Here is a 24788-nt window from a genome sequence, read left to right as displayed (position 1 = left end):
CTAATTGAATTAGAGAATTCTAATGCATTGAGGGTGTTAGAGTTGGTTAAGATTATTCTGTAACTCTAATGCATTGAGTCCCGCTGTAGTGGTAGCTGTTGCTGTGCGTTGCTGTAGTGGTAGCTGTTGCTGTAGCGGTAGCTGTTGCTGTGCGTTGCTGTAGTGGTAGCTGTTGCTGTAGCTGTAGTGGTAGCTGTTGCTGTAGCGTGTGACGCTCGCGTGTGGCGCATGAAGACTGCGGATGGTTTGGTCACCAGAGTATAAAACATAATATTCCAATGTATTACTAAAGTCTGATAAGAAACGGCCGCCACTCAATGAAGATCAGCTTACCACTTCTCGTTCGCGTGGTTCTTGTTAGTCCGGTCGTTGGTCCGTAGGTAATTCTTCGTCGTCTTGAGGTTGGAGTGTCGAACCTGCTCCGCCGCTTTCCCGATACCCTCCTTCTCGGTCCAGAGTGACGCTACGCCATGACGGAAGGAGTAGTACGAGAGATTGCGATTACCTTCTTGGAGATCGGCTTCTTCCATGAGCTTGTCCAGCACCTTGTTGAGAGAGCGAGAGTTGTACTGGTTGCCGTACTTCGTCAGCCAGAGGTAGTCACTATCGTCGTACTTCTCATACGACTGCCGCTGTTGCATCCAGTTCTCCAGCGCGTTGCGCGTGGTGGATGAAATCTCACAGTTCCACGACTCCTTGTTCTTCGTGGAATCCTTCGCGGGGATGTTGATTTCGTTGTGTGGCAGGTTCACCCAATCGGCTTTCATCTTACCCACCTCAATGGGTCGAAGCCCCAGGTCGGAAGTTACGGCGATGATTGAGGGATACTTCCACGACGAAGCCTTTTCGAAGTGTTCTTCGCCTACATCTTCGATGTTAACCCCTTGCTGTTGGGAGACGAAACGCTTCAATTCTTGCCGCTCGTCAGGATTCAGACTCCAGTAGCTCCGTATCGAGTAGACTTGTATGCTGATTTCGTACAGGCGATTCATCTCCTCGGGATAGAAGCGGTCTTTGATATGCTCGCTACTGTCGGACCCTCGGGACGGTTCGACGGGAATGTCATGCTCCCATTCATCGAGGGGGCGGTTTTTGTGTTCGCGGAGGTACTTGTAGAGTCGGCGGATTGCTTTTTCGACGTTCCAGATGTAGCTATCGGGATAGTCCGTGTATTTCATCAGGTCGTCAAGTAGCTCGGTCGCGCGGTCTTGTGGGATGAACTTGGTGAACTCCCCATCTTCTTCCCACAGCCAACGGAAGGCGGATTCGAGCTTGTAGTGGGTGGTCTTGACGGTGGATTCCGCGAAGCCTTCCTGACGGTAGGTGTCCTTGCCGCACTCAATGAGCCAGTGTAGGAAGTCTATCTTGAACTGCTTGAAGTCCTGCTGAACCATTGGAGAATATGGTTCAAGCGCGTCTTTGGTGTCTTCGGAGATCGGCGGAACGGGCAGTTCGGTGGTCTGATTTACGCTTTTGTCGATGTTCATTGTGGTAGTGTTTTTGACAGTTGTAGCAATCAGCCCGCCGTCTTGCGATTTGGCTTATTGTGGTTAGGACTGATTTACTTCTATTTTCTTTCTTAGGTATTCAGACCGGAATTACCCGTTTTCGGGGAGTAGAAGGTTGTATGCGGCGACCGGGATTTGAACCCGGGCCATGAGCTTGGAAGGCTCAGGTCCTACCACTAGACCACCGCCGCTCACTCACTGCGTTCGTTCGCGGCGTCGTTCGCAAATCCGACGGATTTGCTCACCACCGCCGCTCACTCGCACGGACACAGACCAGAAAGGACTGTGTTTCGCCCGAGTGCGAACGTACACGTCCATAGATGGAAGGCAATTAAGTGCGTTTCCCTTCCGGCTCGACGACGCCGTAACAGTTGCCGCTTGACAGCTCTAGCGAGACCAGCCGAAGGTCGCTCTCGGCGACATCGCGCTCGAACTCGGCCGGCGCGTAGATGTGATAGAACCGCGGGACCGTCTCGCCACCGGGAAGCGTCCAGTCGACGGTCGTATCGAACCCCTCGTGGGCGTCGGGACTGGCGTCGAAGCGGTCGTGGGCCGTGCTCCACGCGCTGACGAGCGCCCGGCCGTCCGGTGTAAGCACGCGGGCCAGTTCGTCCAGACTGGCGCGGCGGGCGGACTGGGACGGGAGGTGATGCAGCGTCGCGACGTACACCGCGAGATCGACGGACCCGGCCACGAGCGGTAGTCGGGTCGCATCGCCCTGCAGCAGCGCCACGCTGTCGCCGACGCGGTCGGTCGCCGCCTGCAGGAGCGCACGGCTGGCGTCAAGGCCGACGACGGTGTCAGCGACCCCTGCAAGCAGTTCCGCGTGGCGGCCGTTGCCACAGCCGATGTCGAGTGCCGTCTCGACACCGCCGGACTCGTCGACGAACGATTCGACCTCCGGCCAAGCGTACTCGCGGGTCTTCGAGAAGTGGTCGCCGATGTCCTCGTAGGTCCGGCGGACGGCGGCCCGCGAGCGCGCCGGGTCGTCACTGTCGGCGCTCGGGTCGGGGGACGGCATCGGTCGACCGCCTCACTCCGCGCCGTACTTCTCGGGGTAGGCCTCGGCGAGCAGCTCCTCCTCGTCGGCCAGGTGCTCCCGGACCGGGTCGATAGCGTCCGAGATGGCGCTGGCGGCGGCGGGCTTCAGATCGGCGGGGTGGAGTTCGCCGCTGAGGAAGTCCGCTTCGACCTCGTCGTAGCTCTCGTAGATGAGGTCGCCGCCGTACTCCTCCGGGCGCTCGACGACGAAGGACTCGCCGCGAACGTCCAGAATCGGGAAGACGAGGTGATCGAGGTACTCCAGCACGCCGTTCTCCTCGACTTCGCCGGCCGGGCAGTACGCCTGCCCGATCTTTTCGTCGACTTCGTCCGGGCTGTCGGTGAGGTTGACCTTCGACGCTTCGTCGGAGGCACTCATCTTGCCACCCGCGAGACCGGACAGCAGCGGCGCGAACAGACAGATCGGTGACTCGCCGCCGTGGTCCGGGAGGATCTCACGCGAGAGCATGTAGATGCCGCGCTGGTCGACGCCGCCGTAGGCGATGTCGGCGTCCAGTGCCTTCACGTCGAGCGTCTGCATCAGCGGGTAGATGAGTCCGCCGAGGTTCGGGCTCTCAGACTCGCGGACGACCTCGCTGGCGGCGCGCTGGGTGCGCGAGATGGTTGTCTCGGCGGCCATCCGGTACATCTCAAGCGTGTACTCCTCGTCGAGCTGGAAGTCGGTGCCGCGGACGAAGGACACGTCCTCGGGGTCCGCACCCGCCGCTTCGATCATGCCCTCGATAGCCGTCTCGTAGTAGGCCGAGCGGGCATCCAGCAGGTCAAAGGGTGATTTGTTGTCGTCGAGATGGGCGTGCAGGTCGGCGATGAGGACCGTCACGTCGACGCCGGCCCGCAGGAAGTCCGCGAGCTTTCGCATCGTCGTGAAGTGGCCGATGTGCATCTCGCCGGTCGGCGCGTAGCCGATGTACGCCGACGGGTCGCCCTCCTCGAACAGCGTCCGCAGTTCCTCCTCGGTGACGACCTCTGTGGTGTGTCGCGTCACCAGATCGAGTCGCTCGGCGATATCCATACCGATGTGTGGCCGGTCCGGCGATTAAAACGTTCCTGTCCGGTGTGACGGTCTGTCGGGGTTGGCCGTACTATTTTATAATAGTTGCCGGCCAGCTACCGCTCTCCTGCGATGGGTCCAAATACGTCCGGCCCAACTGTCTCACATGTACACGGGGAAGACGGAGAAAGCCTGCTGTCTGTGTGGAAACCCGGACACTGCGACCCGTCTGGACCTGCCGCCGCGGGCGGTCCCGCTGCTGAAACACGCCGACCCCATCGCCTGGCAGGACATCGTCGGGGAGGTGTCGATTTACTTCTGTGATTCGGACTGGGAGACGGTGCGTGACCTCGTCTTAGAGACCGGGATGAGTCCGCTGTCTCGGTGCAACGCCGCCCGCGCCTCCTTCGACCTCCGGGAAGACTTCGAAGCGCTGCTGAACGACATCCGAGACGAGCCGGACCACACGGAAATCGAAGCCGAGATGCGGACCGAGGCCGAGGAGGCGCTGGCGAACCGCGACGACCCCTACGTGGAGGAACGGGATCTCGTCGAGGCCCGTGTCATCGAGTGGGTGTTCGAGGACACCGAGGCCGAGTAATCCTATGAAGGCAGCGGGATCGGTCCGTATCCAAACTGTTTTGACCACCCACAGCCGTGTGTCAACCGATGACTGTACGCGTAGGTGTGCTCGGTGCGACGGGCGCAGTCGGGCAGCGACTTATCCAACTGCTTGACCCCCATCCCGAGTTCGAAATCGCCGCATTGACCGCCAGCGCATCGAGCGCCGGCGAGACGTACAAGGACGCCGCCAAGTGGCGCGTCGACTCCCCGATTCCCGAAGACGTGGCCGAGACCGAAGTCCGGGCGACCGAGCCCGAGTCGGTCCCGGACGACGTTGACCTCATCTTCTCCTCGCTCCCGTCGAGCGTCGGCGAAGCCGTCGAGCCCGAGTTCTGTGAGGCCGGCTACGTCGTCTCCTCGAACTCCTCGAACGGCCGGATGGACGAGGACGTACCCCTCGTCATCCCCGAGGTCAACGCCGACCACGTCGACCTCATCGAGGTCCAGCGCGACGAGCGCGGCTGGGACGGCGCGCTCCTGAAGAACCCGAACTGCTCGACGATCACGATGGTCCCGCCGCTGGCGGGCCTCGACCGCGAGTTCGACCTGACCGACGTGCGCGTCTCGACCCTGCAGGCCGTCTCCGGCGCGGGCTACTCCGGCGTCTCGTCGATGGAAATCATCGACAACGCCATCCCGCACATCGGCGGCGAAGAGCAGAAGATGGAGAGCGAATCGCGCAAACTGCTCGGCTCGTTCGACGGCGCGGAGGTCCATCTCAACGAGATGGACGTTGCCGCGTCCTGTAACCGCATCCCAACGCTCGACGGCCACCTCGAGAACGTCTGGGCCGACACCGCCGAAGACATCTCCACGGCCGACGCCGAGGCCGCGATGGAGTCGGTTAGCGGTGTCGATCTGCCGTCCTCGCCGGAGAAGCTCATCACGGTGTTCGAGGAACCGGACCGCCCGCAGCCCCGCCTCGACCGCAACATCGACAACGGCATGGGCGTCGCAGTCGGCGGGTTCCGCGAGACGACCGACGGCGTCCAGTTCAACTGCCTCGCGCACAACACGATGCGCGGTGCTGCCGGCGCGAGCGTGCTGAACGGCGAACTGCTGAACAAGCGCGGCTACCTGTAACGGTCGCAGTCACCGACCGCTGTTCATTTCAGACCGTAGGGAAACTCGTAATCAGTCCGATATTTTTTCACGCCCAGACTCGACTTCTGGCACATGGTCTCCCGCGATACGAAGCTTCAAATCGGGCTGGTGAGCGTGGTCCTAGTTCTCTCAATGCTCAGCCAATTCGTGGTTCCGCTCGGACGGCTCAGCTCACTCGCGTTTTTTGCAGGTACGTATTTCCTCATCTTCGGCGGTGTACACCTGTACCTCGCTCTTGTGGGTGATGGCGAGACGATCCCGGTCGCGGCCCGCTGGCGGTTCGTCGGACTCGCGGCGATGATTGCTGTGGGTTTCGTCTTGCAGGAAACCGTCGGACAGACTACCGTCGGGGGCGTCACGGTCGTACAGCTAGTGGGAGCGGTGTTCGCTGTGACGCTGGTATTCTATCTGGTGTACGAGGTACGGGCTGGCTATCTCGCCAGCCGGCAGTAATCAAAGGTCGATCTGGTTCCTGAGCCCGTCCCACTCGCCGGTGCGTTCAGCTTGCCGGACGTTCTCGGCGACGATATCGGCCAGTCGCTCGTAGTAACTGGGCGTGTGACCGGCGTTGTGCGGTGTGATGAGGACGTTCTCGAAGTCCCACAGCGGATGGTCGACGGGCAGCGGTTCGGGATCGGTCACGTCTAGGGCCGCGCCGTCGATGTGGTTGCGCTGGAGCGCACCGACCAGCGCGTCGGTGTCGACCACCGGGCCACGAGCGACGTTGCTGAGTACCGTGTTGGGGTGCATCGTCTTGAACACCTCTTCATCGATGAGGTGGTGCGTCTCGTCAGTGAGCGGACAGGCGAGGCCGATGTACTCCGTGTCCACTACGGCCTCGTGGATCTCGTCGAAGCCGTACACCTCGTCGGTCGGCCCGCCCTTCTCCGGCGAGTAGCGGACGCCGACGGTCTCCACGTCGAATCCCTGGAGACGGTCGACGATGGCCTCGCCGATCTCGCCGAGCCCGATCACACAGACGCGGCTGCCGGCAAAATCGTCGGTGTGGAACGACTGCCAGACGTGGTTGCGCTGGTGGCGGTGGGCGGTGAGGAAGCCGCGGGCGAAGGCGAGCCACGACCCGACGACGTTCTCGGCGACGTTCGGACCGTGGACGCCGGAGGCCGTCGTCAGCGCGATGTCGCGGTCGGCCAGTTCCGAGAGCGGGAGGTGGTCGTATCCAGCGTATGTCCCTGCAAACAGTTGCAGCGAATCGGCGGCATCGACCAGTTCCGGCGAGAGATCGTTGCCGGTCAGGACCGTCGCGTCCGCGATCAAGTCCCGCTCGGCTTCGGGCGTCTCCGCGAGGGCGATGTCCCACTCCGGCAGTCGCTCCCGAAGCGCTGTCACGTACTGGTCGACCGGCATTCCGTGGACATCGTATCGCGTCACGACGATGTCAGCCATCGAACCCCTCCTGTAGCGTGGGAAACCATATCATCTGATCCACACGGCGGCCCCAAAACAATGCCGGCGTCGTCGCATGGTAGGCTACTGATTAGCGCCGTGACATCTAATTCGTGAATCCTGTCCGCAGTGTGTAAGTATCACGAAAAGTGCACTACTGAAATAGTTAATATATTTGTATGACCTCACTGTAGGGCACGCAAGGAATGGGGAACGGAACGACTGTCGCGGTAATCGACGACAACAGGGACTACAGACAACTGTACAAGCTCTGGCTCCCAGAAGAATACGACGTTGTCGAGGCCGCGGACGGCCTCGAAGGATTACAGCGAATTGATGACTCAGTCGACGCGGTGCTGCTCGACCGACAGATGCCGGAACTGGACGGAGCGGCGGTTGCCTCGAAGCTTCAGAGCCGGTCGGTTACGCCCGGTCTCGTGATGATAAGTGGCATCAAACCGGACGTTGATATCCTCGATATTCCCGTCGATACGTATCTCAGGAAGCCGGCCGACCGAGACACGCTGGTGGCCGCGCTGTCGATGGTTCAGGACCGGTGTGAGTGCGAGCCTGAGCGCCGGGAACTGCTCGGACTCGCGGACCGGCGGGCCACGGTGGCCGAGACCGTGCGGGCGATGGCGCTGGCCGAGAGTGAGGCGTACCAACGGGCCGTCGAAAGACTGGAACAACACGGTATGGCCTTCGCTGATACGGTGACCGAACCGTAACTCGGAGAGGACCCCAGTCCGGTCACGCCAGGGAGTCAGACCGTTGATTCGACCGAAGACAATAGGTTTTAGCGGGCGCGGGACACCGTAGCGGGTATGGAACACGTAGATGTCGCCATTGTGGGCGGCGGCCCGGCCGGGTCGTCGGCGGCCGAGGCTGCAGCCGACCACGGGGCCGACGCCGTCGTCCTCGAAAAGGGGGTCCCTCGGGCCGACCGCGAGGGGACGGGGCCGGACTCGACGGACGCCGCCGGACTGTTGGACTACTGGTTCGACATCATGGGTATTCCGCGGTCGGAGTTCCCCGAAGACGTAGTGCTGAGCGAACTCGACGGGGCGAAGTTCTACGGCCCCTCGACGGAGATGACGCTCACGGAGACCGGTATCGGTTCCAGCGCCGACGGCTTTGGCATCACGTTTCACCGAGCGCGGTTCGACGACTGGCTCCGCGAACGGGCGACAGATGCAGGTGCGGACTACCGCGTCGGCGTCAGCGTCACGAGCGTCGAATCCGACCTGACGAGTTCACCCCGCCACACCGTGCGCCTGGCCAACGGCGAGGACATCGCCGCCGAATACGTGATTCTCGCCGATGGCCCACAGCGGACCGTCACCGGCGGCACCCTCGACCAGTTCCTCCCGGCCGGACAGACAATGGGCGACATCATGCCGTCGAATACGGTGAACCACATCGCCTATCAGGAGCACCGCCGTATGCCCGAGGAGCTGTTCACGCCGGAGTTCATCGAGTTCTGGTGGGGCCTCATGCCCGGCCACACGGCGTACCCGTGGATCTTCCCGAACGACGCCCCCGTCGCGCGCATCGGCCTGACGATGCCCATCGGACTGGATATCGACGCCTACGACCCCAGCGAGTGGGACCTGCTCAGAGAGAGCGACGACAGTATCCCGCAGGGCAGACAATACATCGAGCGGCTGCTCGAACGAGAGTTCCAGGCGTACGACCTCGACGACTTCCCGCTGGTCGAGGACCGTGGGAAATCGAAGGGAACGGAGACGTATCCCATCTCCTCGACTCGACCGATCGAGTCGCCGGTGGGTGCTGGCATCGCCGTGGCCGGCGGCGCGATGGGGACCACCTCGGCGTTCCACGAGGGCGGCGATCACGTCGCCGTTCGCACCGGGCGAATCGCCGGCCGCCTAGCCGCGACTGACCGCCTCGAACGGTACAACGACGCCTGGCACGACGCCATCGGCGACGAAATCCTCCGGAACGTCACCTTCGCGGACATGGTGCGGGACTGGCGACCTGACGACTGGGACCGGGCCTTCACCACCGCTAACGACCTGATGGACGCCCGCGGCATCAAGGCCGACGCGGCGCTCCGGGGCGGCCTCAACGGCATCAAGATGGTCCTCACTTACAAGCGGGGGAAGTTCTCCTACCGCAACGGCAAGTACGTCCAACTGCGCGAGGACGACTACGCGGTCTGAACGTCAGCCTTAGGTGTGCGAGCGGCGAACTACGGATGCGTGCCTTTAATCCCCGGCTGAGACCCGTTACCGGGACGATGACGACCCGGAGAACCCGGGCACGCGACATGACCGCGGATCACACCGCATCTGGTCGCCGTATCCGGCGACCCGCGCTCGCGGCTACCGCCGCTCGCGCACTGAGTCGTCATACCTGACGACTCGCCAGACGGTGACACCGTCTGGGCGTTCGGTGATTACGCCGTAATCACCCGCCCGGCACGAGGGTTTGCCGGCTGACGTGGCACACCGCCGAGGATGATGCCGGACGTTAGTGTTCCGGGCGTACATTTCGGAGAAACGGTTAGTCGACGGGCTATCGGACCGGCAGAGCGAACGAGCGGACTGGCGGGTGTTTCAATCGGCCGCCGGGGCGGGTGCCGATAACGTTCACACTCCGAGAGTGTCAAGACACCAATGGGACTATGAAATGACGCCTCGAAGCGAGAGTGAACGCGTGATGGTTCTATCGACAGTACGACAGTTCTCTCGGAGGAGTCGATGAGTGAGACAGCGTCGACGGCGAGTTCGGTCCGGAATATCGAGGGGATCGGGGAGCGATCCCTGCATTGGCTCGTCTTGAGCGGGAATCGGATCGTCGTCGCTGGCGCTCTCGTCGGCGCTGTCGCGGCGCTGTTTTTCACGCTCGCCGGGCTCGGACTGGTGGCTATCGGGCCAGACAGTGCCGCCGCGTCAGCCTTCGCAAGCGGATTCGTCTCCGGGACGGTGACACTCGTCACCATCGCGCTCTCGATCAATCAACTGGTCCTCTCGCGCATGTTCGGGTCCCCCGGGGAACTGTTCGACCAGATGGACGGCACGCGTGACCTCCGCCGTCGGGTCCGTGAGCACGCCGGCGAGTCGTCGGTGCCGAACGATCCAGCGGATTTTCTCGGGCTGATCGCCGAGACACTCACCGAACGCGCGAACCGCCTCGATGCAGCGTTGCGGTCCGGTGACGACACGCCCGCGGAGGCCGAAGAGTACGCGGAGGGTATCGCCGCGTACGGCGAGAGCATCGCCGACAAGATAGAGAGTCAGACGGCCATCGTGAACGTTCTGGCGGTCGTTCTGGGTACCGAATACGCACAGAACATGACCGCGACAGAGCACCTACAGAACGAGTACGACCAGCTCCCCCCGTCAGCCGAGTCGGAACTCGATGCGATAGACGACCTCTTAGAGACCATCGCTGTCACGCGCCAGTTCTTCAAGACGCTCTCGCTCCAGCAGGACTTCGCTCGGCTCTCCCGCGTGGTCGCGTACAGCGGCCTCGTCGCCCTCGCCACGAGCGTCGCGATGGCCCTCGTCTACCGGCCTGATTCCGTCACCGTTCCGGAGCCGTATCTCCCGCTGGTGTTCAGCCTCGCCCTCGGAATCATCATCACGCCGCTCGCTGTGTTCATCGCGTACATGTTCCGGGCGGCCACCATTGCGCGCCATACCGTCTCAGTCGGCCCGTTCGTCCCTCCCGAGGACCGAACCGACAGTGAGTGATCCTCCAGCGGTTCGGCTCCGATACTTGTGTCGAGGGGACTTACGGTTCCGCCGACGAGAAGCCCGTAGAGAGAGACCGAATCACATGCCACCCGAAACTGCATCATGACACGGCTCTCGAAGGAGTGGATTCAGTACAATCAGGTCGGCCTGTACGCCGTGGCCGTCCTGCTCGCGATCGGTGTCGGACTGGGACAGCCGGGGGCAAGCACCGCGCTGGAGACGCTCATCAATCCGGTCCTGGCGGTGCTGCTGTACGTCACCTTTCTGGAGATTCCGTTCGTCCGTATCCGGCGGGCGTTCCGGAACAGACAGTTCATGCTGGCGGCGCTGGGGCTGAACTTCCTCGTCGTTCCGGTGGTCGTGTTCGGACTCACGCGGTTTCTCCCACAGGAGCCGGCGATTCTCGTCGGCGCGTTCATGGTGTTGCTGACGCCGTGTATCGACTACGTCATCACGTTCACCGAACTCGCTGACGGTGACGCCGAGCAGATCACCGCCGCGACGCCGGCGCTGATGCTCGTCCAGTTGCTCCTGCTCCCGCTGTATCTCTGGCTGTTCATGGGCCAGCGGGTCGCCGAGTTCATTGAGGCCGGGCCGTTCGTCGAGGCGTTCGTCGTCATCATCGCCCTCCCGCTGACGCTGGCGTGGGGTACCGAACTCTGGGCGGACCGGTCCGAGCGGGGCGACCGGTTCCAGCAGGCGATGGGGTGGCTCCCGGTGCCGATGATGGGCGCGACGCTGTTCGTCGTCATCGCCTCGCAGCTGCCGCGCGTGCAGGACTCCATCGGACAGATCGCCGTGGTCGTGCCGGTCTACGTCGCCTTCCTCATCATCATGCCAGTACTCGGGCGGGCCGTGTCCGGATTCCTGGGGATGGAAACCGGCGCGAGCCGGGCGCTCGTGTTCACGTCCGTGACTCGGAACTCGCTGGTCATCCTCCCGCTGGCGCTGGCCCTGCCGTCCGGGTACGCGCTCGCACCGGCAGTCGTCGTCACGCAGACGCTCGTCGAACTGTCAGGGATGGTCGTTCTCACGCGAGTCGTCCCCGGCTGGCTGGTCCAGGACAAGCACGCGCGGGCGTCGGGTCCGACCGCGGAGGGAAGCAACTGAGCCGCCGAAAGGCGGTCACCGCGTCGCTCGCTGCTGGGTGCCGCCTCATCGGCGTCGCTGCCACCGGGAGGCGTTTTTCGAACCAAAACCAGACAGGTCGGCCGGAATTACGGCGTCAGCGGCCACTGAATCTGTCCGTCGCGCCGGTCCAGTTCGTGTTTGAGCCAGCGCGTGAGCTGGTCGACAAAGGCCTGTTCGTCCGGTCTGAACGGGTCCGACCGGGGCTCGCGGGCGAGGAAACAGACTGTCCCGAACAGGTCGCCGCTGACTTCGAGTGTGGCACCGAGGTAACAGCCGAGACCGTCTCGCTGGTATGCGGGATCATCAGCGAGGTCCTGCGTCTCGGCGTTGTAGATAGAGAGCATCCCGTCGGATTCGATCGTCCGTCGGCAGTACGTCTCCGAGAGCGGAGTGGTGTCACCGGGCGAAACAAGAGACGGATCACCGCTGATGGCGATTATCTCGTGTGTCCCCGCCTCTGGGTCGACGGCGGCGAGGTGGCCCTGGTCGACGCCCAGATACTCGACGCCGAGGTCCAGCGCATCGATCACTCGCTGTTCGAATCTGCGGTCCGTATCGTTCATGACCTCGAAGAGTTGCTCCCGATAGCGTTCGTTCCGGGCCTGGAGGCGTTCCCGCTCGATCTGGTCCGTGATGTCTTTGGTCACCTTCGCGAAGCCGCGGATGTCGCCGTTTTCCCGGAGCGCCGTAATCGTCACGTCGGCCCAGAACGTACTCCCGTCTTTTCGAACCCGAAGCCCCCTGTCGGTCGCCTGCCCGGTCTCTCTGGCTTCGCGTAGCAGTCGCTCCGGGATGCCGTCGGCCACCTGTTTCTCGGTGTAGAACGTCGAGAAATGCTCTCCGAGGATCTCGGACTCCTCGTACTGCTTGATCTGTTTCGCGCCGGCGTTCCAGGACTGGATCCGACCGTCGGGATCGAGGACGAACATCGCGTAGTTCTCGACCGCATCGACCAGCAGCCGGAACCGCTCGCGCTCGTGTCGCAGTTGTGTATCGAGTTCCTCACGGCCAGTCCGGTCGCGAACCACACAGACCGCACCGTCATCCCCGATGCTCCCGACGGTGTGTTCGCCGACGAACTGCGTCCCGTCGGCGCATTCGAGCAGTGTCTCGCCCGTCCACGTCCCGGTCTCTCTGACGGCCGGCAGTATCTCGTTCTCGACGGTGTCGAGGCTTTCCGCCGAGTGAATCGTCTGCCAGTGCTCGCCCAGAAGCGCGTCGCGTTCGTAGCCGAACGTCTCCGCGTAGGCGTCGTTCAGATAGGTGAACCGCCCCTCGTGGTCCAGCGTGCTGATACCGTCCCAGGCCGCGTTCATCGCGCGGTGACCCCGTATGACCTGCTGTTCATCCCGGCGGGCTTCGACGGCGTTTTGTACCCTGTTCGCCAGAATCGTGTACTGGGTCGTCCCCGGTTCCTTCTGGATGTAGTCCGTAACGCCGGCAGAGATGGCTTCGGCGGCGATTTCTTCGCTTCCCTTGCCGGTGTAGAGGATGAACGGGAACTTCGGCGCGTCCGCCCGAATCATCTGGAGGAACTCAAGGCCGTCCGTGCCGGGCATGTCGTAGTCGCTGACGATACAGTCGTACGTGTCCTGTGGGCGGTCCGCGATAGCGTCGTCGATCCGCGTCGCGGTGTCGACGCTGAAACAATCCATCATCCGTTCGAGATATTCCGCAGTGAGATCAGCGAAGTCCGGTTCGTCGTCGACATGAAGTACGCGCACTGACCCAGCCATCAGTCAGTACATTGTGCAAAAGCGGTAATAAGAAATTTGTCACTGCAAATGAACGATGTCGGAGTGATATAACAGTCACAGACAGGAGCGTCAGATCCACGAGACACACGCTATCGGTGCGGAGACAGGGCTGTAGCTGTCAGGATAGCTACTACTATCGCTACCGTCCCTGTCTGTGCAAGTTCACGGGAGCTGAGGTCTCTCATTAGGCACAAATATGCTGTCCGGAAACGCCGACACGCAGTGCCCGGTCAGAGGAGGGTGCCTGCGGCCGAGGAGAGTTCACCGCTGTATTTCACGCTGACGTACAGGCCGGTAAACAGCGTCGCGTTGTACGCGCCGTGGATGAGCGACGGCACGACGATGTTGTCCGTGTACTCGTAGGTCGCACCGAGGATGAGTGCCGGCAGCAGAAGGGCGCATATCGAAACAAGTCGCCCCGTGACCGAGCCGCCGCTGAGAGCGGGGTAGTGGATGCCGGCGAAGATGACGCTCGCGATGCCGACGCCCGTGAGGGGACCGAAGTGGTCCCGGATGCGGCCCTGAACGACGCCGCGGAACAGCAGTTCTTCGCCGGGGCCAATGAGGAGGAACGAGGCGGGAATCAACAGGAGGAGGACCTCGGGGTTCGCCATCCCGACCTCGGCCGCCTGGTTCGCGGCCGGTTCGACCCCGTACATCGAGACGAGCACGGAGATGATGGCCGCCACCACCACGAGCCCGCCCATTGCACTGAAATACCCCAGCACGATGATACCGACCTCACGGAGACTCGGCACAGAGATGCCGATAGTGAACGTCCCGGTCTCTGGCGGGTAGGAGAAAACCTCGCGTAGTTTCGATCTGAGTATCGGCCTGAGCTTGATATACGTGAACGCGATAGCCGGGCAGCCGATCCCCTGTATCGTTATCAGCCCCAGTACGAGCGTCTGTACTGTCGATATCTGGATTCCGGCACCGAAAGACAGGACGACAGCGATGATGGCCAGCAAGATCGAACCGAACCCGAGTCCGATCACACCCAGCAAGAGCGCCGAGAAGAGCGTAAAACCGTACTGGAGGACCTGCAAGACGGGTCGGTCGCGGGTCGCCGTTGCCATAGGGTGTCTTGGTCGTGGCGATGTGTAAACAATTCGTTTGGTATCGACGCCATGGCCGCCGACAGTCAGTTAGTCGTCCCGTTCCCCAGCCGTCACTGCAGTGTCGAGCCAGTTCGACTCCGGCGGCAGCGGGCAGGAGAAGGTGTCGCTGTAGGCACAGAACGGCGAGTACGCGAGGTTGAAATCCAGCGTGATCTCGTCGCCGTCGCTCAGGTCGCGGTCGGGCTCCAGTTCCATGTATCGGCCGCCGTCGTAGCTCTGCTGACCGGTCGTTTTGTCACGGATCGGAACGAACAGCGTCCGGGACTCGTCGGCGGCCTGCCGGAAGGCATGCAGGTCTCGGGATTCGCCGTCGAGGTCGAACGACAGCGTCGCAACGTGGAGATAGCGGACCGTTCGGTCGTCGCTCGTCTCTAAATCGACCGACTCCGGCGTATCGTGGACAGTCACCGTCGCGTCGACCCGATAGTCGGGGTCCGGGTCGAAGTAGCTGAGTCCGTCGAAATCGTCGCGCTCGTCCGGCGGAATCGGTGACTGGCGGTGCTCCGCGAAGAAGCGGTCCTTCTCGGCCCGGTTCTCCCGGAGTTGCGCCGCCCACTCCTCGCTGTCTATGTCCATACTGGAACCGTGGGGTCCGGAGAGTTTCAGTCCGGCGACTCGGCAACGGTGAGTGACAATATCGAGCCGTGAGGGAGTGACTACTTTATTATATACCTAGTTTGACTGTATGAATACACAGGGGTGTGTATGGAAGCGACGTTCTACGGTATTCTGGGGGTGACCCCAGATGCCACTGAAGAGACGATAGTCCGCGCCTACCGGGAGCAGACGAAGACGCATCACCCGGACGTGAGTGACGACCCTGACGCCGAAGAGCGGTTCAAGCGACTCACACAGGCAAAGGACGTACTCACCGACGAGGTCGAGCGAGAGCGCTACGACCGGCTCGGCCACGACGCGTACGTCAGCGAGTACGTCGACGGCGGCGCGGACGACGGAACAGCCACAGGCGGTGTCAGCGACATCGCACAGCAGTACGTCGATCAGCGGACCGACACGGAAACCACGAGTGGGGCAACGGCAAAAGCGACACAGCGGCCCACACAGACTCGCGGCGGAAGCACGGGCTACGGGACCGCAACGGACTACTACAAGCCCGGCCAGCGGGTCCGACCGACACAGCCGACGGGCATCGAGACGCTGGGTGCGTCGCTCCGTCGCGTCGGCCCGTGGCTGTTCGTCCATCTCGCCTTGCTAGTCTGTTCCGTCATCGCCGCCGTACTGCTCGCAGTCGGCGGCCTCGTCGGGGATCTCCCGCCGGTCGTCGCCGTCGTCATGGCTGTCTCAATGATGACGATATCGGTGGTCATCTCCGCGACGCACGTCCTCACGCGGATTTCGGGGTAATCGACCGGTTGTGGTTCCGACGGGAGCGGGTTCGAACGGCGTTGCCCTCAGGCCAGTGGTCGGAACCAGACAGCGGTAACGAGGACGGCCAACAGGAGATAGGACCCACGAATCAGCAGCATCGTCGCGGTTTCGGGGTCGCCCCGCTGGGCGATAGCCGCGACCACCCCGAAGACGAGTGCGGCCGCCGCAGCGCTTGGTGGAATGCCAGGTAGTGCCACGGACAGGCCGACGATGCCGAGCAGACCGGTCCCGAACAGGCCGAGCGCGAGCTGTCTGGCGCGAGTCCGTCCCAGCACAACCGCGACAGTCCGTTTCTGTATCGACCGGTCGTAGTCGTAGTCCTGCTCGTCGTCGATGATCTTGATGCCGGTCAGCAACAGGAGGAACACGGCCGCGAGGCCGACAGCCCGCGGAGACAGCGTTGTCACCTGCGCGTAGTACCCGCCCAACAACGCTAGCGCGATTCCCGTTGGGTAGCCCATCGTCGCCCCGACGGGGTTCATATCCAGTTGCGGCGCGTGGGTGTACCCGATGACCCAGGTCGGAACCGTCAGCAGCGCCGCGACCGGACCGACTAGCAGCCAGATGGCTGCCGTACAGAGCGCGAACCCGAGTCCAGCACCGACTAAGGCCATGCGACAGCCCGACCCGGTGAGCGGGTGGTCGTCGTCCTCGCCGCGGACGTGGAAATCGACGTAGCCGTCCTTGACGTGGGCGGTGTAGACGGCGAAAAACATCGCGCCCGCGTGGAGCACGGCGACCGGTGGCCAGAACCCGCCGGAGAGCAGCCCGCCGAACAGCGAGGTAGCGAGTGGCGGCAGCATAAACACCGGATGGACCTGCGAAGCAAGGGCACTCACGGCCGCGAACGGACCGGTTTCGTGTCGGGCGACTGCCATACGAACCCAAGGCACGGCTGTGGGAAAAATCCCCATCCGCGTTGTTTCGGTACTACCGCCAGTTCGACCGGTCCAGGACGAACCCCGAGATGTGCGAGGCCAGTTCTCTGGCGGCTTGTTCGGTGTCGGCGTGGAGTTCACCGGACACCGGACCGGCCTCGCCACCGACGCCCTCGGTTTCGGAGATCGGGTCCGTCGTCGTCGGGTATGGTCGGCGGGACCGGACCCGGTCACGGAGCTCTTGGACGGTGGCGTCCGAAAGCTCGTAGGACAGGTGTTGGAGGTCGTACCGGACGATGAATCCCCGGGTCGCGTCCCGAACAGCGAGGACTGGGTGCCCCCGGTCCCGACAGCGCTCCCAGATCTCGCGCTGGCGCTCTCGGGTGGCGTACACCGGCACGTTCGACGGTGCGAGGTGTTCCATTGCCCGTTTGTAGGGACTGGAGGCGTATTATCCTTCGGCAGCGGTCCACGAACCTGGCGTCCCGTATCCACGCGTCTCGCTCCCAAGCCAGGTGCCACGCAGGAAACGTTTAGGGGGAGGGCCGTGACCCCCAGAACGCTATGGCAGACATCGAAGTCGAAAGTACGTGCGAAGAGGGCTACACAGTAGAGAGCGTTATCAACGGCGAATGGGAACTCATCGTCGACGCCCTGAGCGAGAACGGGCCGTCACCCAACGAGGTGCTAGCCGCCGACTACGCTTCCTGTTACATCCCGGCACTTCGGGTCGCCGCAGACAAGTACGGCCACGAGGACATCGGTGCCGTCGATGTCGAGGTCGCCGCGGGTCTCGACGAGGACGACGACCTGGAGTACATCGACTTCCACATCGAGGTCGAGGAATCACTCGCCGATGAAGAGCAGGACATCGTCGAACTCGCCGAGGACATCTGTCACGTCCACTCGGCGCTACAGGACGAACTCCACGCGGATATCAGCATCGAATCCGGCGTCTGAGCGGGCAGAAACAGGGAATAGCATTGTTTTTTCGCCAGCTCTGTAGTCGTCACTCCGGGAACAGCAGTATGACCGAGGACGTGTTGTGATAGCCAGTGTAATCCTCGTCGGCCGAGCAGACTTCGCCGTACGTTTCGAAGCCGGCGAAGGGCGCGTCAATGGCGCTGTGAATCGTGTCGACGGCGTCATCGAAGTCGTCGCCGAGAATCATCGCACGGCAGGCACAGTCGTACACGAACCCACCCGCGACGGTTCCCCCGCCGAGTTCATTGACGGCGTTGGTCGCGGCGTTTCGCACTGCATACACCTGATCGGATTTATTGCTATGTGTCACCCGGACCTCGGTTCCCTCGGGGACGGTAACGGCGAAATCAAGCGGCCCCTCGGTGTCAGTTGTATGACCCGGCCACCGGATGTTGTACCCTTTCGTCGAGATCAGCTTGCTCTCGATGAAGCTCTTGATGCGGGAGGCGAGTCCGTCCACGTCCGCCTCCGGTTCCGACTCGATACCGAGTTCGTAGCGGCCGAGCAACAGTACGAGGTCGTCTGACCCTGCTTCCAGTTCATCCACGTCAATGTCGTACGTCTCCATCGCGTCTTCCCGGATCGCGTCGCACCAGGCCTCGAAAGCCGGGCGGCCGTCGAGTTCGTACACCGTGCTGCCCTCGGCGCGGGTCACCGTCATCGATTCGGAGATCGGTTCGTGACCGTGGTTGACCGTCACCGGAAGCGGGTCTTCGGAGGCGATCAGCACGAGGACGACGGCGTCGGTCTCGACGCGGCCGTTCCGGAACACGTGGGTTTCCTGTAACTGGAGGTCGTCACCCGCCGAGCCACCGACGACCGGCGTGTCCTCGCCGTCGAGGTACTGCTCGGTGAGCCTGGTGACTTTGTTCCCGATCCCGGCCATTCCGTCGTGGAGGTTGATAACCGTCCGGTGTGGATAGCCGTCGACGGCGGGGTCGTCCTTCGCCGGGAGGTCGTGGACGGCCTCGAACAGGCAGCGCTCGGGATCGGCACCGAGTTCCGTCGAAATACTGGAGAAAAACCGCATCGAGTCCGACGAGACGACGCCGACCGTGACGGTGCCGTTCCCCGACCCGGACTCGGTGAACTCGCCGGAGGACGAACACCCGACGATTTCGGTTTCCGAGCCGATAACGCTCCGAGCGCCCCACAGCACCGCATCGTAATCGTACGCCGGCGAACAGAAGACCTGACAGAAATCCGGCTCATCGGCCGAGATACCGGCCATCGCTTCCCGTATGGCGTCCATCGCGGCGGCGTCACCGGTGTCCCCCGTGGCCTGCCCCGTCCCAAACTCTGTAGTCATCGACCCGAGTTCTTTCGGGGAATCGTGTTAATCTGTTGGAAGCGTTATGACTAGCATTATAATTTCTATTGGTACGCTGTCACTAGCTTTGTTACTGCCAGCTAATTACCACACAGTCATAGACCACGACGCCGCTCGGCGCGGGAAACGCTCATACCGCCGGCCCGCAAACACCCGGGTATGAGTGATTCAGACTGGACCGACCGCATCGCCGGCGAGCGGATGGCGGTCGATCAACGGTTCAACGAGCATGTCAAAGCGTCGTCGTTCTCCAGCCAGCAGTGGGGGCTGGTGATGACCGCCGTCGAGTTCGAGATCGAGGACCCGGACGATCCCGACGCCGCTCGGATCGTCGCCGATACGTCGAAGCTGTCCAGCGTCATGCCGGAGATGGAACGGGTCGCGAACCAGAGTCCGATGGGCGGCCCTGGCGGGGACAGCGGCGGCTCGGGCGGCGGTGGCTTGCTCTCGGGCGTGAAAGACGCCCTGGGCCTGGGCGGGTCTGGCGGCGGGGACAAACAGCAGGAAGAGGAGGCGGCACGCCTGGCACAGGAGTACGCAGAGAAGTTACAGGAGAAACTGGAGTCCAACGGGCGCTGGAAAGCGGTCTGCAAGCAGGCCCGGAGTTAGTATTCTTCGCCGCCGTGGAACAGCGTTAGCTCTTCGGCCTCGTAGATGTTGATCAGTTCCGTCACGATGTCGTCGTACGATTCCGCTTCGACCCGGAGATCATCGAGACGGTCCACCGTTTCGGCGTCCAGTTCCACGGATGGCATACGCGAACCTTTCAGTGGAACACACTTAATTCCCGTCCCACGATCAAAAACGAACGCGAACAGTAGTAACAAATCAGAACCGAAAACGGTTAATGGTCGTTCTCGGTAGAAACACGATACATGCGACCACTGGGTGACTCACCGCTCGTACGGAACGACAAGACGCTCGTGCTGGCTCACGACCACGGGCTGGAACACGGTCCCAAGCAGTTCAGCGGCGTCGAGGAGCGCCTCGACCCCCGCGAGGTGTTCGAGATGGCGACCCACGACGCCGTGACGGCCCTGGCCGTCGGCAAGGGGCTGGCCGAGACGTACTACCCGAGCTACGAGGACGACGTGAACCTGCTGGCGAAGCTCAACGGCGGTTCGGACCTCTGGATGGGCGACCCGTACTCGCCCCAGAACTGGTCGGTCGACTACGCCGCTGAACTCGGTGCCGACGCCATCGGGTACACCATCTACCCGGGCGTCAACCGCGAGACCGACATGTTCGAGGACTTCCGCCCGGTCCAGGAGAACGCCCGCGACCACGACCTGCCGATTGCGATGTGGTCGTACCCGCGCGGCCAGGCCATCAAGGAGCACCGGAGTCCCTCGACTATCGCCTACGCGGCCCGCATCGGCCTCGAACTCGGGGCCGACTTCACGAAGGTCAAGTACCCGCGTGACAAGGAGGCGATGGCCCACGCTGTCCGCTCGGCCGCGGACAACCGCGTCCTGCTCTCGGGCGGGTCGAAGACCTCCGACCGGGACTTCCTCGAACTCGTCGAGGACTGCATGGATGTCGGCGTGGCCGGCCTCGCGGTCGGCCGCAACGTCTGGCAGCGCGACGATCCCTACGACATACTTGACAAGCTCGAAGGCGTCATCTTCGAGGACGCGACGGCCGACGACGTGCTGTAGGGATGGACGAGCAGACGCGCAGAGCCGTCGCCACGGCGGAGGAGGCGTTGCCCGCCAGCGACTCGCTTCCCGACGCGTTCGACACCGGACCCGTCGTGTTCGGCTTCGACGGCTATCTCGACCGCGTCCGGGAAGTCGTCGCGGACCGCATCGACCCCGAGAGCCACGAGCGCCTCGCCACGCTGGAGGGCTTTGGCGACCGCATCGAGCGCTCCGTCGCCGCCGACAGCTCCCTCTCTTTCGAGTGGCTCCAGCAGGGCAGCCGGACCGGCGGCCACACCAGCCACCTCGCGCGGGCCTTCGGCACCTGGTCGTTCGACCCGGTGATGGTCGGGATGTACGGCGACCCGATCCACGACGCCTTCGAGGCGGAGTTCGGCGAGTACGACCTCCACTCGCTTGGCGAGCCCGGCGTCACCGACGCCGTCGAGTTCGACGACGGGAAGCTCATGCTCACCGAGATCGGCGACACGATGGCCCTGGACTGGGCCGAACTCGACGCGGCCTTCGGCCACGACCGACTGGCTGAAAAACTGGACGGTGCGAGCCTGCTGGGGACCGGCTACTGGTCCGAGACGCCGGACCTGCCAACCATCTTCGACGGCCTCCGTGACCTGTGGGGGGACATCGACGACCCGCCGAAAACAGTGCTCGTCGACCCCGGCGACGTGCGAAAACTCGACGCCGACCGCCTGCGTGCCGGCCGTGAGGCCATCGGCCGGCTGGACGAGGTGACCGACGTGGTGGTCTCCTCGAACCGGGCCGAGACCGGCGTTCTGGCCGACGCCTACGCCGGCGAGGCCGAGCGGTCGTTCGCCGAGGACGCCAAGGCGGTGTACGACGCCCTGGAGCCGACCTGGTTCGTCGGCCACGGCGTCGAGCGCTCGGTCGTCGTCTCCCCGGCCGGCACCGACAGCGTCGCCGTTCCCGCCGTCTCGGACCCGGAGTTGACGACCAGTTCCGGCGACCACTTCAACGCCGGCCTGGGGCTTGCGCTCATTGCCGACCTCCCGCCGGCGGCCGCCGTCGTCGTCGGCAACGCCGTCGCCGGCTACTTCGTCCGGACCGCGGCCCAGCCGTCGCTGACTGACGTTCGCGCGTTCGTCGACGACTACCTCGACAAGTTCTGACCGCCGGCGCTGTTTCCGATTTCTACGACGCTTTTTTGCCCGCTACAGCTGCCGAACCGTCACGTTCTCCCGAAGCGTTTCGATGTCGTCCAGGTCTGGAACGGCCGTCCCGGCCCGCTGGACGACCTGCGAGGAGACTGCCACGCCGGTCCGAAGCGCCGTCTCGTCGTCCGCGCCGGCTTCCCAGGCGCTCAGGACGCCCGAGAGGAGCGCGTCGCCGGCCCCGACAGTGTCGACAACGTCGATATCCAGCGCTTCGGCGTACAGCCGCCCCGCGTCGCCGACGAGGACCGCCCCGTCCGCGCCCAGAGAGGCCAGCACCCGGTCGAAGCCCCGGTCTCGGAACGTGTCAGCCGCGTCCGCACACCCTTCGACGGTGGAGACATCGGCTCCAGTCGCGTCACCGAGTTCCGCGCGATTCGGTTTGCAGAGGCCGTACTGACCGTCGAGTTCCCGAAGAACGTCGCCACCGGTGTCGACGATAGTCTCCCAGTCGCCGCCGGCCGCGATGCGGTCGATAGCGTCGGGGGACAGCCCCGGCGGCAGGCTCCCACCGACGAGCACGCGGTCGGGAGACTGCGCACGCACCTGTTCGAGCAGCGCGTCGACGACCGACGCGCCGACGGTCGGGCCGGACTGGTTCAGTTTGTATTCCTCCGCGGCCGCGATAGCGGTGGTGTTGAGCCGGGTCGTCCCGTCCACATCGACGAAGGCCGTCTCGACGCCGTCCTCCTGTAGCGTCTCCCGGATGAAGGAGCCGGTGAACCCGCCCAGCAGGCCCGTCGCGACGCAGGGACAGTCCATCGCGGTGAGCAACTGCGCGGCGTTGATGCCTTTCCCACCCGCGTCGAACTGTGCGCTGTCGGCCCGCATGACGCGGTCCGGGGCCATCTGTTCGTCGAACTGGATCGTCTGGTCGACTGCGGGGTTGTACGTAACGGTGACAATCATGTGCTGACCTCTTCGACGTTTACCTCTGCGTCCGCGAGTGCTGCGGCGAGTGCGCCCGACGGGCTGGCGTCGGTAACGAGCAGGTCGACCTGGTCTAAATCGGCGAAGCTGACGAAGCTCCGGTCGCCGAACTTCGATGCGTCGGCGACCAGGACGACACGGCGGGCGCGCTCGACCATCAGTTCTTTGACGGCCGCCTCGTCCTCGTTGGGCGTCGACAGCCCGGCGGCGCTGTCGAGGGCGTTCGTCCCCAGAAACAACAGGTCGAAGTTCATTCGCCCGATGGTTCGCTCGGCCATTGGGCCAACGAGCGCTCGGGTCCGCGGTCGGAGGCTCCCGCCGGTGAGCTTTGCATCGACATCTCGCTCGGCTACCTCAGTGGCGAGTTCCGGCATGTTCGTCGCTGCGACGTAGTCGGTGTCCGGAATCGCGCGAGCGACCTCCATCGTCGTCGAGCCCGCATCGAAACAGACCACATGGCCCTCGCGGACTTCCTGTGCGGCTCGTTCGCCGATGGCCTGTTTCTCCGTGTAGTGGTCGACCTCGCGCTGGCCGTACGGCCGTTCGGTCCCGGCTGAGGACGCCGGCACTGCGCCGCCGTGGGACCGCTTTATCCGTCCTTGTGACTCTAAGTCTCGGAGGTCACGGCGTATCGTCGCCTTCGAGAACTCAAGTTCCGCGGCCAGCTCTGACACTGAGCAGCCGTCTCGCTCGGTCACCAACTGGACGATAGTGCGCTTTCGCTCGGCCGGGAGCATTCTCTCGAGTGTGATTGTTTCGCTTCGGTTTTACCTCTTTCTATTGGGGTTGTGCTTGTTTCTGACCAAATACGGGCCGAGAAAACCGTCTACAGTTCGTCGATGACCGCAGCGGTCACGTCCGCAGTGGACGCGTCTCCGCCCAGATCCGGCGTCCGGGGACCCGAATCGAGTACGGTCTCGACAGCCGTCCGGACGGCGTCGCCCTGCTCGTCGTAGCCCAGGTGGTCGAGCAACATCGCGGCGGAGAGAATCATCGCCGAGGGATTCGCGACGTCGTCGCCGGCGATGTCCGGCGCGGAGCCATGCACCGGTTCGAACAGCGCGTTCTCCTCGCCGATGTTGGCCGAGGGCAGCAGGCCGAGGCCGCCGACGAGGCCGGCGGCGAGGTCCGACAGCATGTCGCCGGCGAGGTTCGGACAGATGACGACGCCGTAGTCCTGCGGGGTCATCACGAGGTGCATCGCGAGCGCGTCCATGAGCGCGGTGTTGTAGGACGCGTCACGGTCCTCGCCGACCGCCGAGGCCGTATCGAGGAATAGTCCGTCGGTGGTGCGCATGACGTTTGCCTTGTGGGCGATGGTCACGTCGTCGTAGCCGTTCTGCTTCGCGTAGCTGAACCCGTACTCGGCGATCTTCTCGGAGGCGTCTTCGGTGATGACCCGCGTACAGGTGGTGACGCCGTCGGCGATCTCGCTCTCGATACCCTTGTAGACACCCTCGGTGTTCTCCCGAATGAAGACGATGTCGGTGTCCGGCTGGACGGCGTCGAGGCCGGGGTAGGATCGAGCCGGGCGGACGTTGGCGAAGGAGCCGACGACCTGCCGGAGCGGCAGGATAACGTCGGCCGCCGTTTCGCCGGCCGCCCCGAATAGGGTCGCGTCGGCGTCGGCCGCAAGTTTCCGCGTCTCTTTCGGGAGGGCCTCGCCGGTTTCTGCCTTCACCGCGTCGCCGGCCTCGCCCTCGACGAAGTCGAAGTCGACGGCGTCGATGGCCTCCAGTACCTCGACCGCAGCGGGGGTGACCTCCTGTCCGATTCCGTCGCCGGGGATGACGGCTATCTCGTGTGTCATGGCCGATGAGACGGCGGCGCCCGGTGAAAGTCGTTCGGTTCCGGCGTAGCGGGTCCGAACGACTCCGTGGGGCCGATGCGGTCTGTACTGTTGAACGCAAGACAGCGGCGTGATTGAAATTTTGACATGCAGATTTCTGCCAGTATCAACCCTTTGTCGGCATAATCTGAGACCAGACGATTCAATTTCAGGTCTCCTTCTCGGTATTCA

The 24788-nt window shown here is 63.4% G+C and carries 26 protein-coding genes and 1 tRNA gene; 12 read left to right on the top strand and 15 right to left on the bottom strand.

The features are described from left to right. Positions 1 to 329: 329 nt before the first annotated feature. From NDI54_RS07210 to NDI54_RS07195, 4 genes are all read right to left on the bottom strand, one after another. Positions 330 to 1487, bottom strand: a complete 1158-nt coding sequence (locus tag NDI54_RS07210) for a tyrosine-type recombinase/integrase (RefSeq protein WP_310895783.1) — start codon at positions 1485 to 1487, stop codon at positions 330 to 332. 141 nt (positions 1488 to 1628) lie between these two features. Continuing rightward, positions 1629 to 1699 (bottom strand) — tRNA-Gly (locus NDI54_RS07205). A 140-nt stretch (positions 1700 to 1839) separates the two neighbouring features. Continuing rightward, entirely contained in the window at positions 1840 to 2529 is a 690-nt protein-coding gene (locus NDI54_RS07200; RefSeq protein ID WP_310895782.1) for a class I SAM-dependent methyltransferase, read from the bottom strand. A 12-nt stretch (positions 2530 to 2541) separates the two neighbouring features. Then, complete coding sequence (locus NDI54_RS07195) at positions 2542 to 3582, bottom strand: tyrosine--tRNA ligase (RefSeq protein ID WP_310895781.1); 1041 nt, start codon at positions 3580 to 3582, stop codon at positions 2542 to 2544. 145 nt (positions 3583 to 3727) lie between these two features. Here NDI54_RS07195 and NDI54_RS07190 point away from each other — a divergent pair, with 145 nt between their 5' ends. From NDI54_RS07190 to NDI54_RS07180, 3 genes are all read left to right on the top strand, one after another. Further along, positions 3728 to 4162, top strand: coding sequence for a hypothetical protein (locus tag NDI54_RS07190; RefSeq protein WP_310895780.1), 435 nt, complete (start codon positions 3728 to 3730; stop codon positions 4160 to 4162). Positions 4163 to 4230: 68 nt separating this feature from the next. After that, on the top strand, positions 4231 to 5268 hold the full coding sequence (gene asd / locus NDI54_RS07185; protein ID WP_310895779.1) for an aspartate-semialdehyde dehydrogenase: 1038 nt from the start codon (positions 4231 to 4233) through the stop codon (positions 5266 to 5268). Between the two features lie 93 nt (positions 5269 to 5361). Next, positions 5362 to 5742, top strand: coding sequence for a hypothetical protein (locus tag NDI54_RS07180; RefSeq protein ID WP_310895778.1), 381 nt, complete (start codon positions 5362 to 5364; stop codon positions 5740 to 5742). Here NDI54_RS07180 and NDI54_RS07175 read toward each other — a convergent pair whose 3' ends face one another. Then, positions 5743 to 6696 (bottom strand): D-2-hydroxyacid dehydrogenase, encoded by a 954-nt coding sequence (locus NDI54_RS07175; RefSeq protein ID WP_310895777.1) that lies wholly within the window; start codon positions 6694 to 6696, stop codon positions 5743 to 5745. Positions 6697 to 6902: 206 nt separating this feature from the next. Here NDI54_RS07175 and NDI54_RS07170 point away from each other — a divergent pair, with 206 nt between their 5' ends. The 4 genes from NDI54_RS07170 (at position 6903) to NDI54_RS07155 (ending at position 11528) form a co-directional block, all read left to right on the top strand. Further along, a complete protein-coding gene (locus NDI54_RS07170; protein ID WP_310895776.1) occupies positions 6903 to 7424 on the top strand; it encodes a response regulator transcription factor in 522 nt (173 codons plus the stop codon). 96 nt (positions 7425 to 7520) lie between these two features. Next, a complete protein-coding gene (locus NDI54_RS07165; protein WP_310895775.1) occupies positions 7521 to 8879 on the top strand; it encodes an NAD(P)/FAD-dependent oxidoreductase in 1359 nt (452 codons plus the stop codon). 540 nt (positions 8880 to 9419) lie between these two features. Continuing rightward, positions 9420 to 10415, top strand: a complete 996-nt coding sequence (locus tag NDI54_RS07160) for a hypothetical protein (RefSeq protein ID WP_310895774.1) — start codon at positions 9420 to 9422, stop codon at positions 10413 to 10415. 105 nt (positions 10416 to 10520) lie between these two features. Then, on the top strand, positions 10521 to 11528 hold the full coding sequence (locus tag NDI54_RS07155) for an arsenic resistance protein (RefSeq protein ID WP_310895773.1): 1008 nt from the start codon (positions 10521 to 10523) through the stop codon (positions 11526 to 11528). 107 nt (positions 11529 to 11635) lie between these two features. Here the strand turns inward: NDI54_RS07155 and NDI54_RS07150 are convergent, their stop codons facing one another. The 3 genes from NDI54_RS07150 to NDI54_RS07140 all read right to left on the bottom strand — a co-directional run bounded on the left by NDI54_RS07150 (position 11636) and on the right by NDI54_RS07140 (position 15003). Next, positions 11636 to 13273, bottom strand: a complete 1638-nt coding sequence (locus NDI54_RS07150; protein ID WP_310895772.1) for a PAS domain S-box protein — start codon at positions 13271 to 13273, stop codon at positions 11636 to 11638. 263 nt (positions 13274 to 13536) lie between these two features. Further along, positions 13537 to 14385, bottom strand: a complete 849-nt coding sequence (locus NDI54_RS07145; RefSeq protein WP_310895771.1) for a CPBP family intramembrane glutamic endopeptidase — start codon at positions 14383 to 14385, stop codon at positions 13537 to 13539. 69 nt (positions 14386 to 14454) lie between these two features. Next, complete coding sequence (locus NDI54_RS07140; RefSeq protein WP_310895770.1) at positions 14455 to 15003, bottom strand: DUF1684 domain-containing protein; 549 nt, start codon at positions 15001 to 15003, stop codon at positions 14455 to 14457. A gap of 129 nt (positions 15004 to 15132) precedes the next feature. Here NDI54_RS07140 and NDI54_RS07135 point away from each other — a divergent pair, with 129 nt between their 5' ends. Beyond that, positions 15133 to 15792 (top strand): DnaJ domain-containing protein, encoded by a 660-nt coding sequence (locus NDI54_RS07135; RefSeq protein ID WP_310895769.1) that lies wholly within the window; start codon positions 15133 to 15135, stop codon positions 15790 to 15792. 47 nt (positions 15793 to 15839) lie between these two features. On the opposite strand, the gene NDI54_RS07130 is transcribed toward NDI54_RS07135, so the two are convergent. Next, entirely contained in the window at positions 15840 to 16694 is an 855-nt protein-coding gene (locus NDI54_RS07130) for a UbiA family prenyltransferase (RefSeq protein WP_310895768.1), read from the bottom strand. 52 nt (positions 16695 to 16746) lie between these two features. Continuing rightward, entirely contained in the window at positions 16747 to 17118 is a 372-nt protein-coding gene (locus NDI54_RS07125) for a hypothetical protein (RefSeq protein WP_310895767.1), read from the bottom strand. Positions 17119 to 17258: 140 nt separating this feature from the next. Here NDI54_RS07125 and NDI54_RS07120 point away from each other — a divergent pair, with 140 nt between their 5' ends. Next, the gene (locus tag NDI54_RS07120; protein WP_310895766.1) at positions 17259 to 17654 is read left to right on the top strand and encodes an OsmC family protein; all 396 of its coding nucleotides are present in this window, start codon (positions 17259 to 17261) and stop codon (positions 17652 to 17654) included. 49 nt (positions 17655 to 17703) lie between these two features. On the opposite strand, the gene NDI54_RS07115 is transcribed toward NDI54_RS07120, so the two are convergent. Then, positions 17704 to 18987: an FIST signal transduction protein gene (locus NDI54_RS07115; protein ID WP_310895765.1), complete on the bottom strand. Its 1284-nt coding sequence runs from the start codon at positions 18985 to 18987 to the stop codon at positions 17704 to 17706. Positions 18988 to 19167: 180 nt separating this feature from the next. On the opposite strand from NDI54_RS07115, the gene NDI54_RS07110 reads away from it, so the two are divergent. Further along, positions 19168 to 19617 carry a DUF5799 family protein gene (locus NDI54_RS07110; protein WP_310895764.1) on the top strand — a complete coding sequence of 150 codons (450 nt, stop codon included), beginning with the start codon at positions 19168 to 19170 and terminating at the stop codon, positions 19615 to 19617. Here the strand turns inward: NDI54_RS07110 and NDI54_RS07105 are convergent. Further along, positions 19614 to 19763 (bottom strand): DUF7557 family protein, encoded by a 150-nt coding sequence (locus tag NDI54_RS07105; RefSeq protein ID WP_310895763.1) that lies wholly within the window; start codon positions 19761 to 19763, stop codon positions 19614 to 19616. The two genes, NDI54_RS07110 and NDI54_RS07105, sit on opposite strands and share 4 nt — an antisense overlap. A gap of 120 nt (positions 19764 to 19883) precedes the next feature. Here NDI54_RS07105 and NDI54_RS07100 point away from each other — a divergent pair, with 120 nt between their 5' ends. Both NDI54_RS07100 and NDI54_RS07095 read left to right on the top strand, forming a co-directional pair. After that, entirely contained in the window at positions 19884 to 20666 is a 783-nt protein-coding gene (locus NDI54_RS07100) for a class I fructose-bisphosphate aldolase (protein WP_053968421.1), read from the top strand. A 2-nt stretch (positions 20667 to 20668) separates the two neighbouring features. After that, entirely contained in the window at positions 20669 to 21796 is a 1128-nt protein-coding gene (locus NDI54_RS07095) for a hypothetical protein (protein WP_310895762.1), read from the top strand. A gap of 42 nt (positions 21797 to 21838) precedes the next feature. Here NDI54_RS07095 and pfkB read toward each other — a convergent pair whose 3' ends face one another. From pfkB to NDI54_RS07080, 3 genes are all read right to left on the bottom strand, one after another. Beyond that, positions 21839 to 22747 (bottom strand): 1-phosphofructokinase, encoded by a 909-nt coding sequence (gene pfkB / locus NDI54_RS07090; RefSeq protein ID WP_310895761.1) that lies wholly within the window; start codon positions 22745 to 22747, stop codon positions 21839 to 21841. Then, the gene (gene glpR, locus NDI54_RS07085; protein WP_310895760.1) at positions 22744 to 23505 is read right to left on the bottom strand and encodes an HTH-type transcriptional regulator GlpR; all 762 of its coding nucleotides are present in this window, start codon (positions 23503 to 23505) and stop codon (positions 22744 to 22746) included. Before glpR ends, pfkB begins: the two co-directional genes overlap by 4 nt. Before the next feature lie 89 nt (positions 23506 to 23594). Beyond that, positions 23595 to 24578, bottom strand: coding sequence for an isocitrate/isopropylmalate dehydrogenase family protein (locus NDI54_RS07080; RefSeq protein WP_310895759.1), 984 nt, complete (start codon positions 24576 to 24578; stop codon positions 23595 to 23597). Between the last annotated feature and the right edge of the window lie 210 nt (positions 24579 to 24788).

Origin of the sequence: Haloarcula terrestris (assembly GCF_031624315.1) — an archaeon.
Taxonomy (GTDB): Archaea; Halobacteriota; Halobacteria; order Halobacteriales; family Haloarculaceae; genus Haloarcula; species Haloarcula terrestris.
This window is presented reverse-complemented; position numbering and strand designations above follow the sequence as displayed.

Bases quoted from the DNA above. Each gene is read 5' to 3' on its own strand.
- NDI54_RS07140 (WP_310895770.1), bottom strand. From the start codon at position 15,003: ATGGACATAGACAGCGAGGAGTGGGCGGCGCAACTCCGGGAGAACCGG.
- pfkB (WP_310895761.1), bottom strand. From the start codon at position 22,747: ATGATTGTCACCGTTACGTACAACCCCGCAGTCGACCAGACGATCCAG.
- NDI54_RS07155 (WP_310895773.1), top strand. From the start codon at position 10,521: ATGACACGGCTCTCGAAGGAGTGGATTCAGTACAATCAGGTCGGCCTG.
- NDI54_RS07145 (WP_310895771.1), bottom strand. From the start codon at position 14,385: ATGGCAACGGCGACCCGCGACCGACCCGTCTTGCAGGTCCTCCAGTAC.
- NDI54_RS07175 (WP_310895777.1), bottom strand. From the start codon at position 6,696: ATGGCTGACATCGTCGTGACGCGATACGATGTCCACGGAATGCCGGTC.
- NDI54_RS07165 (WP_310895775.1), top strand. From the start codon at position 7,521: ATGGAACACGTAGATGTCGCCATTGTGGGCGGCGGCCCGGCCGGGTCG.
- NDI54_RS07200 (WP_310895782.1), bottom strand. From the start codon at position 2,529: ATGCCGTCCCCCGACCCGAGCGCCGACAGTGACGACCCGGCGCGCTCG.
- NDI54_RS07180 (WP_310895778.1), top strand. From the start codon at position 5,362: ATGGTCTCCCGCGATACGAAGCTTCAAATCGGGCTGGTGAGCGTGGTC.
- NDI54_RS07130 (WP_310895768.1), bottom strand. From the start codon at position 16,694: ATGGCAGTCGCCCGACACGAAACCGGTCCGTTCGCGGCCGTGAGTGCC.
- NDI54_RS07080 (WP_310895759.1), bottom strand. From the start codon at position 24,578: ATGACACACGAGATAGCCGTCATCCCCGGCGACGGAATCGGACAGGAG.
- NDI54_RS07105 (WP_310895763.1), bottom strand. From the start codon at position 19,763: ATGCCATCCGTGGAACTGGACGCCGAAACGGTGGACCGTCTCGATGAT.
- asd (WP_310895779.1), top strand. From the start codon at position 4,231: ATGACTGTACGCGTAGGTGTGCTCGGTGCGACGGGCGCAGTCGGGCAG.
- NDI54_RS07135 (WP_310895769.1), top strand. From the start codon at position 15,133: ATGGAAGCGACGTTCTACGGTATTCTGGGGGTGACCCCAGATGCCACT.
- NDI54_RS07170 (WP_310895776.1), top strand. From the start codon at position 6,903: ATGGGGAACGGAACGACTGTCGCGGTAATCGACGACAACAGGGACTAC.
- NDI54_RS07120 (WP_310895766.1), top strand. From the start codon at position 17,259: ATGGCAGACATCGAAGTCGAAAGTACGTGCGAAGAGGGCTACACAGTA.
- NDI54_RS07160 (WP_310895774.1), top strand. From the start codon at position 9,420: ATGAGTGAGACAGCGTCGACGGCGAGTTCGGTCCGGAATATCGAGGGG.
- NDI54_RS07095 (WP_310895762.1), top strand. From the start codon at position 20,669: ATGGACGAGCAGACGCGCAGAGCCGTCGCCACGGCGGAGGAGGCGTTG.
- glpR (WP_310895760.1), bottom strand. From the start codon at position 23,505: ATGCTCCCGGCCGAGCGAAAGCGCACTATCGTCCAGTTGGTGACCGAG.
- NDI54_RS07195 (WP_310895781.1), bottom strand. From the start codon at position 3,582: ATGGATATCGCCGAGCGACTCGATCTGGTGACGCGACACACCACAGAG.
- NDI54_RS07100 (WP_053968421.1), top strand. From the start codon at position 19,884: ATGCGACCACTGGGTGACTCACCGCTCGTACGGAACGACAAGACGCTC.
- NDI54_RS07110 (WP_310895764.1), top strand. From the start codon at position 19,168: ATGAGTGATTCAGACTGGACCGACCGCATCGCCGGCGAGCGGATGGCG.
- NDI54_RS07190 (WP_310895780.1), top strand. From the start codon at position 3,728: ATGTACACGGGGAAGACGGAGAAAGCCTGCTGTCTGTGTGGAAACCCG.
- NDI54_RS07210 (WP_310895783.1), bottom strand. From the start codon at position 1,487: ATGAACATCGACAAAAGCGTAAATCAGACCACCGAACTGCCCGTTCCG.
- NDI54_RS07115 (WP_310895765.1), bottom strand. From the start codon at position 18,987: ATGACTACAGAGTTTGGGACGGGGCAGGCCACGGGGGACACCGGTGAC.
- NDI54_RS07125 (WP_310895767.1), bottom strand. From the start codon at position 17,118: ATGGAACACCTCGCACCGTCGAACGTGCCGGTGTACGCCACCCGAGAG.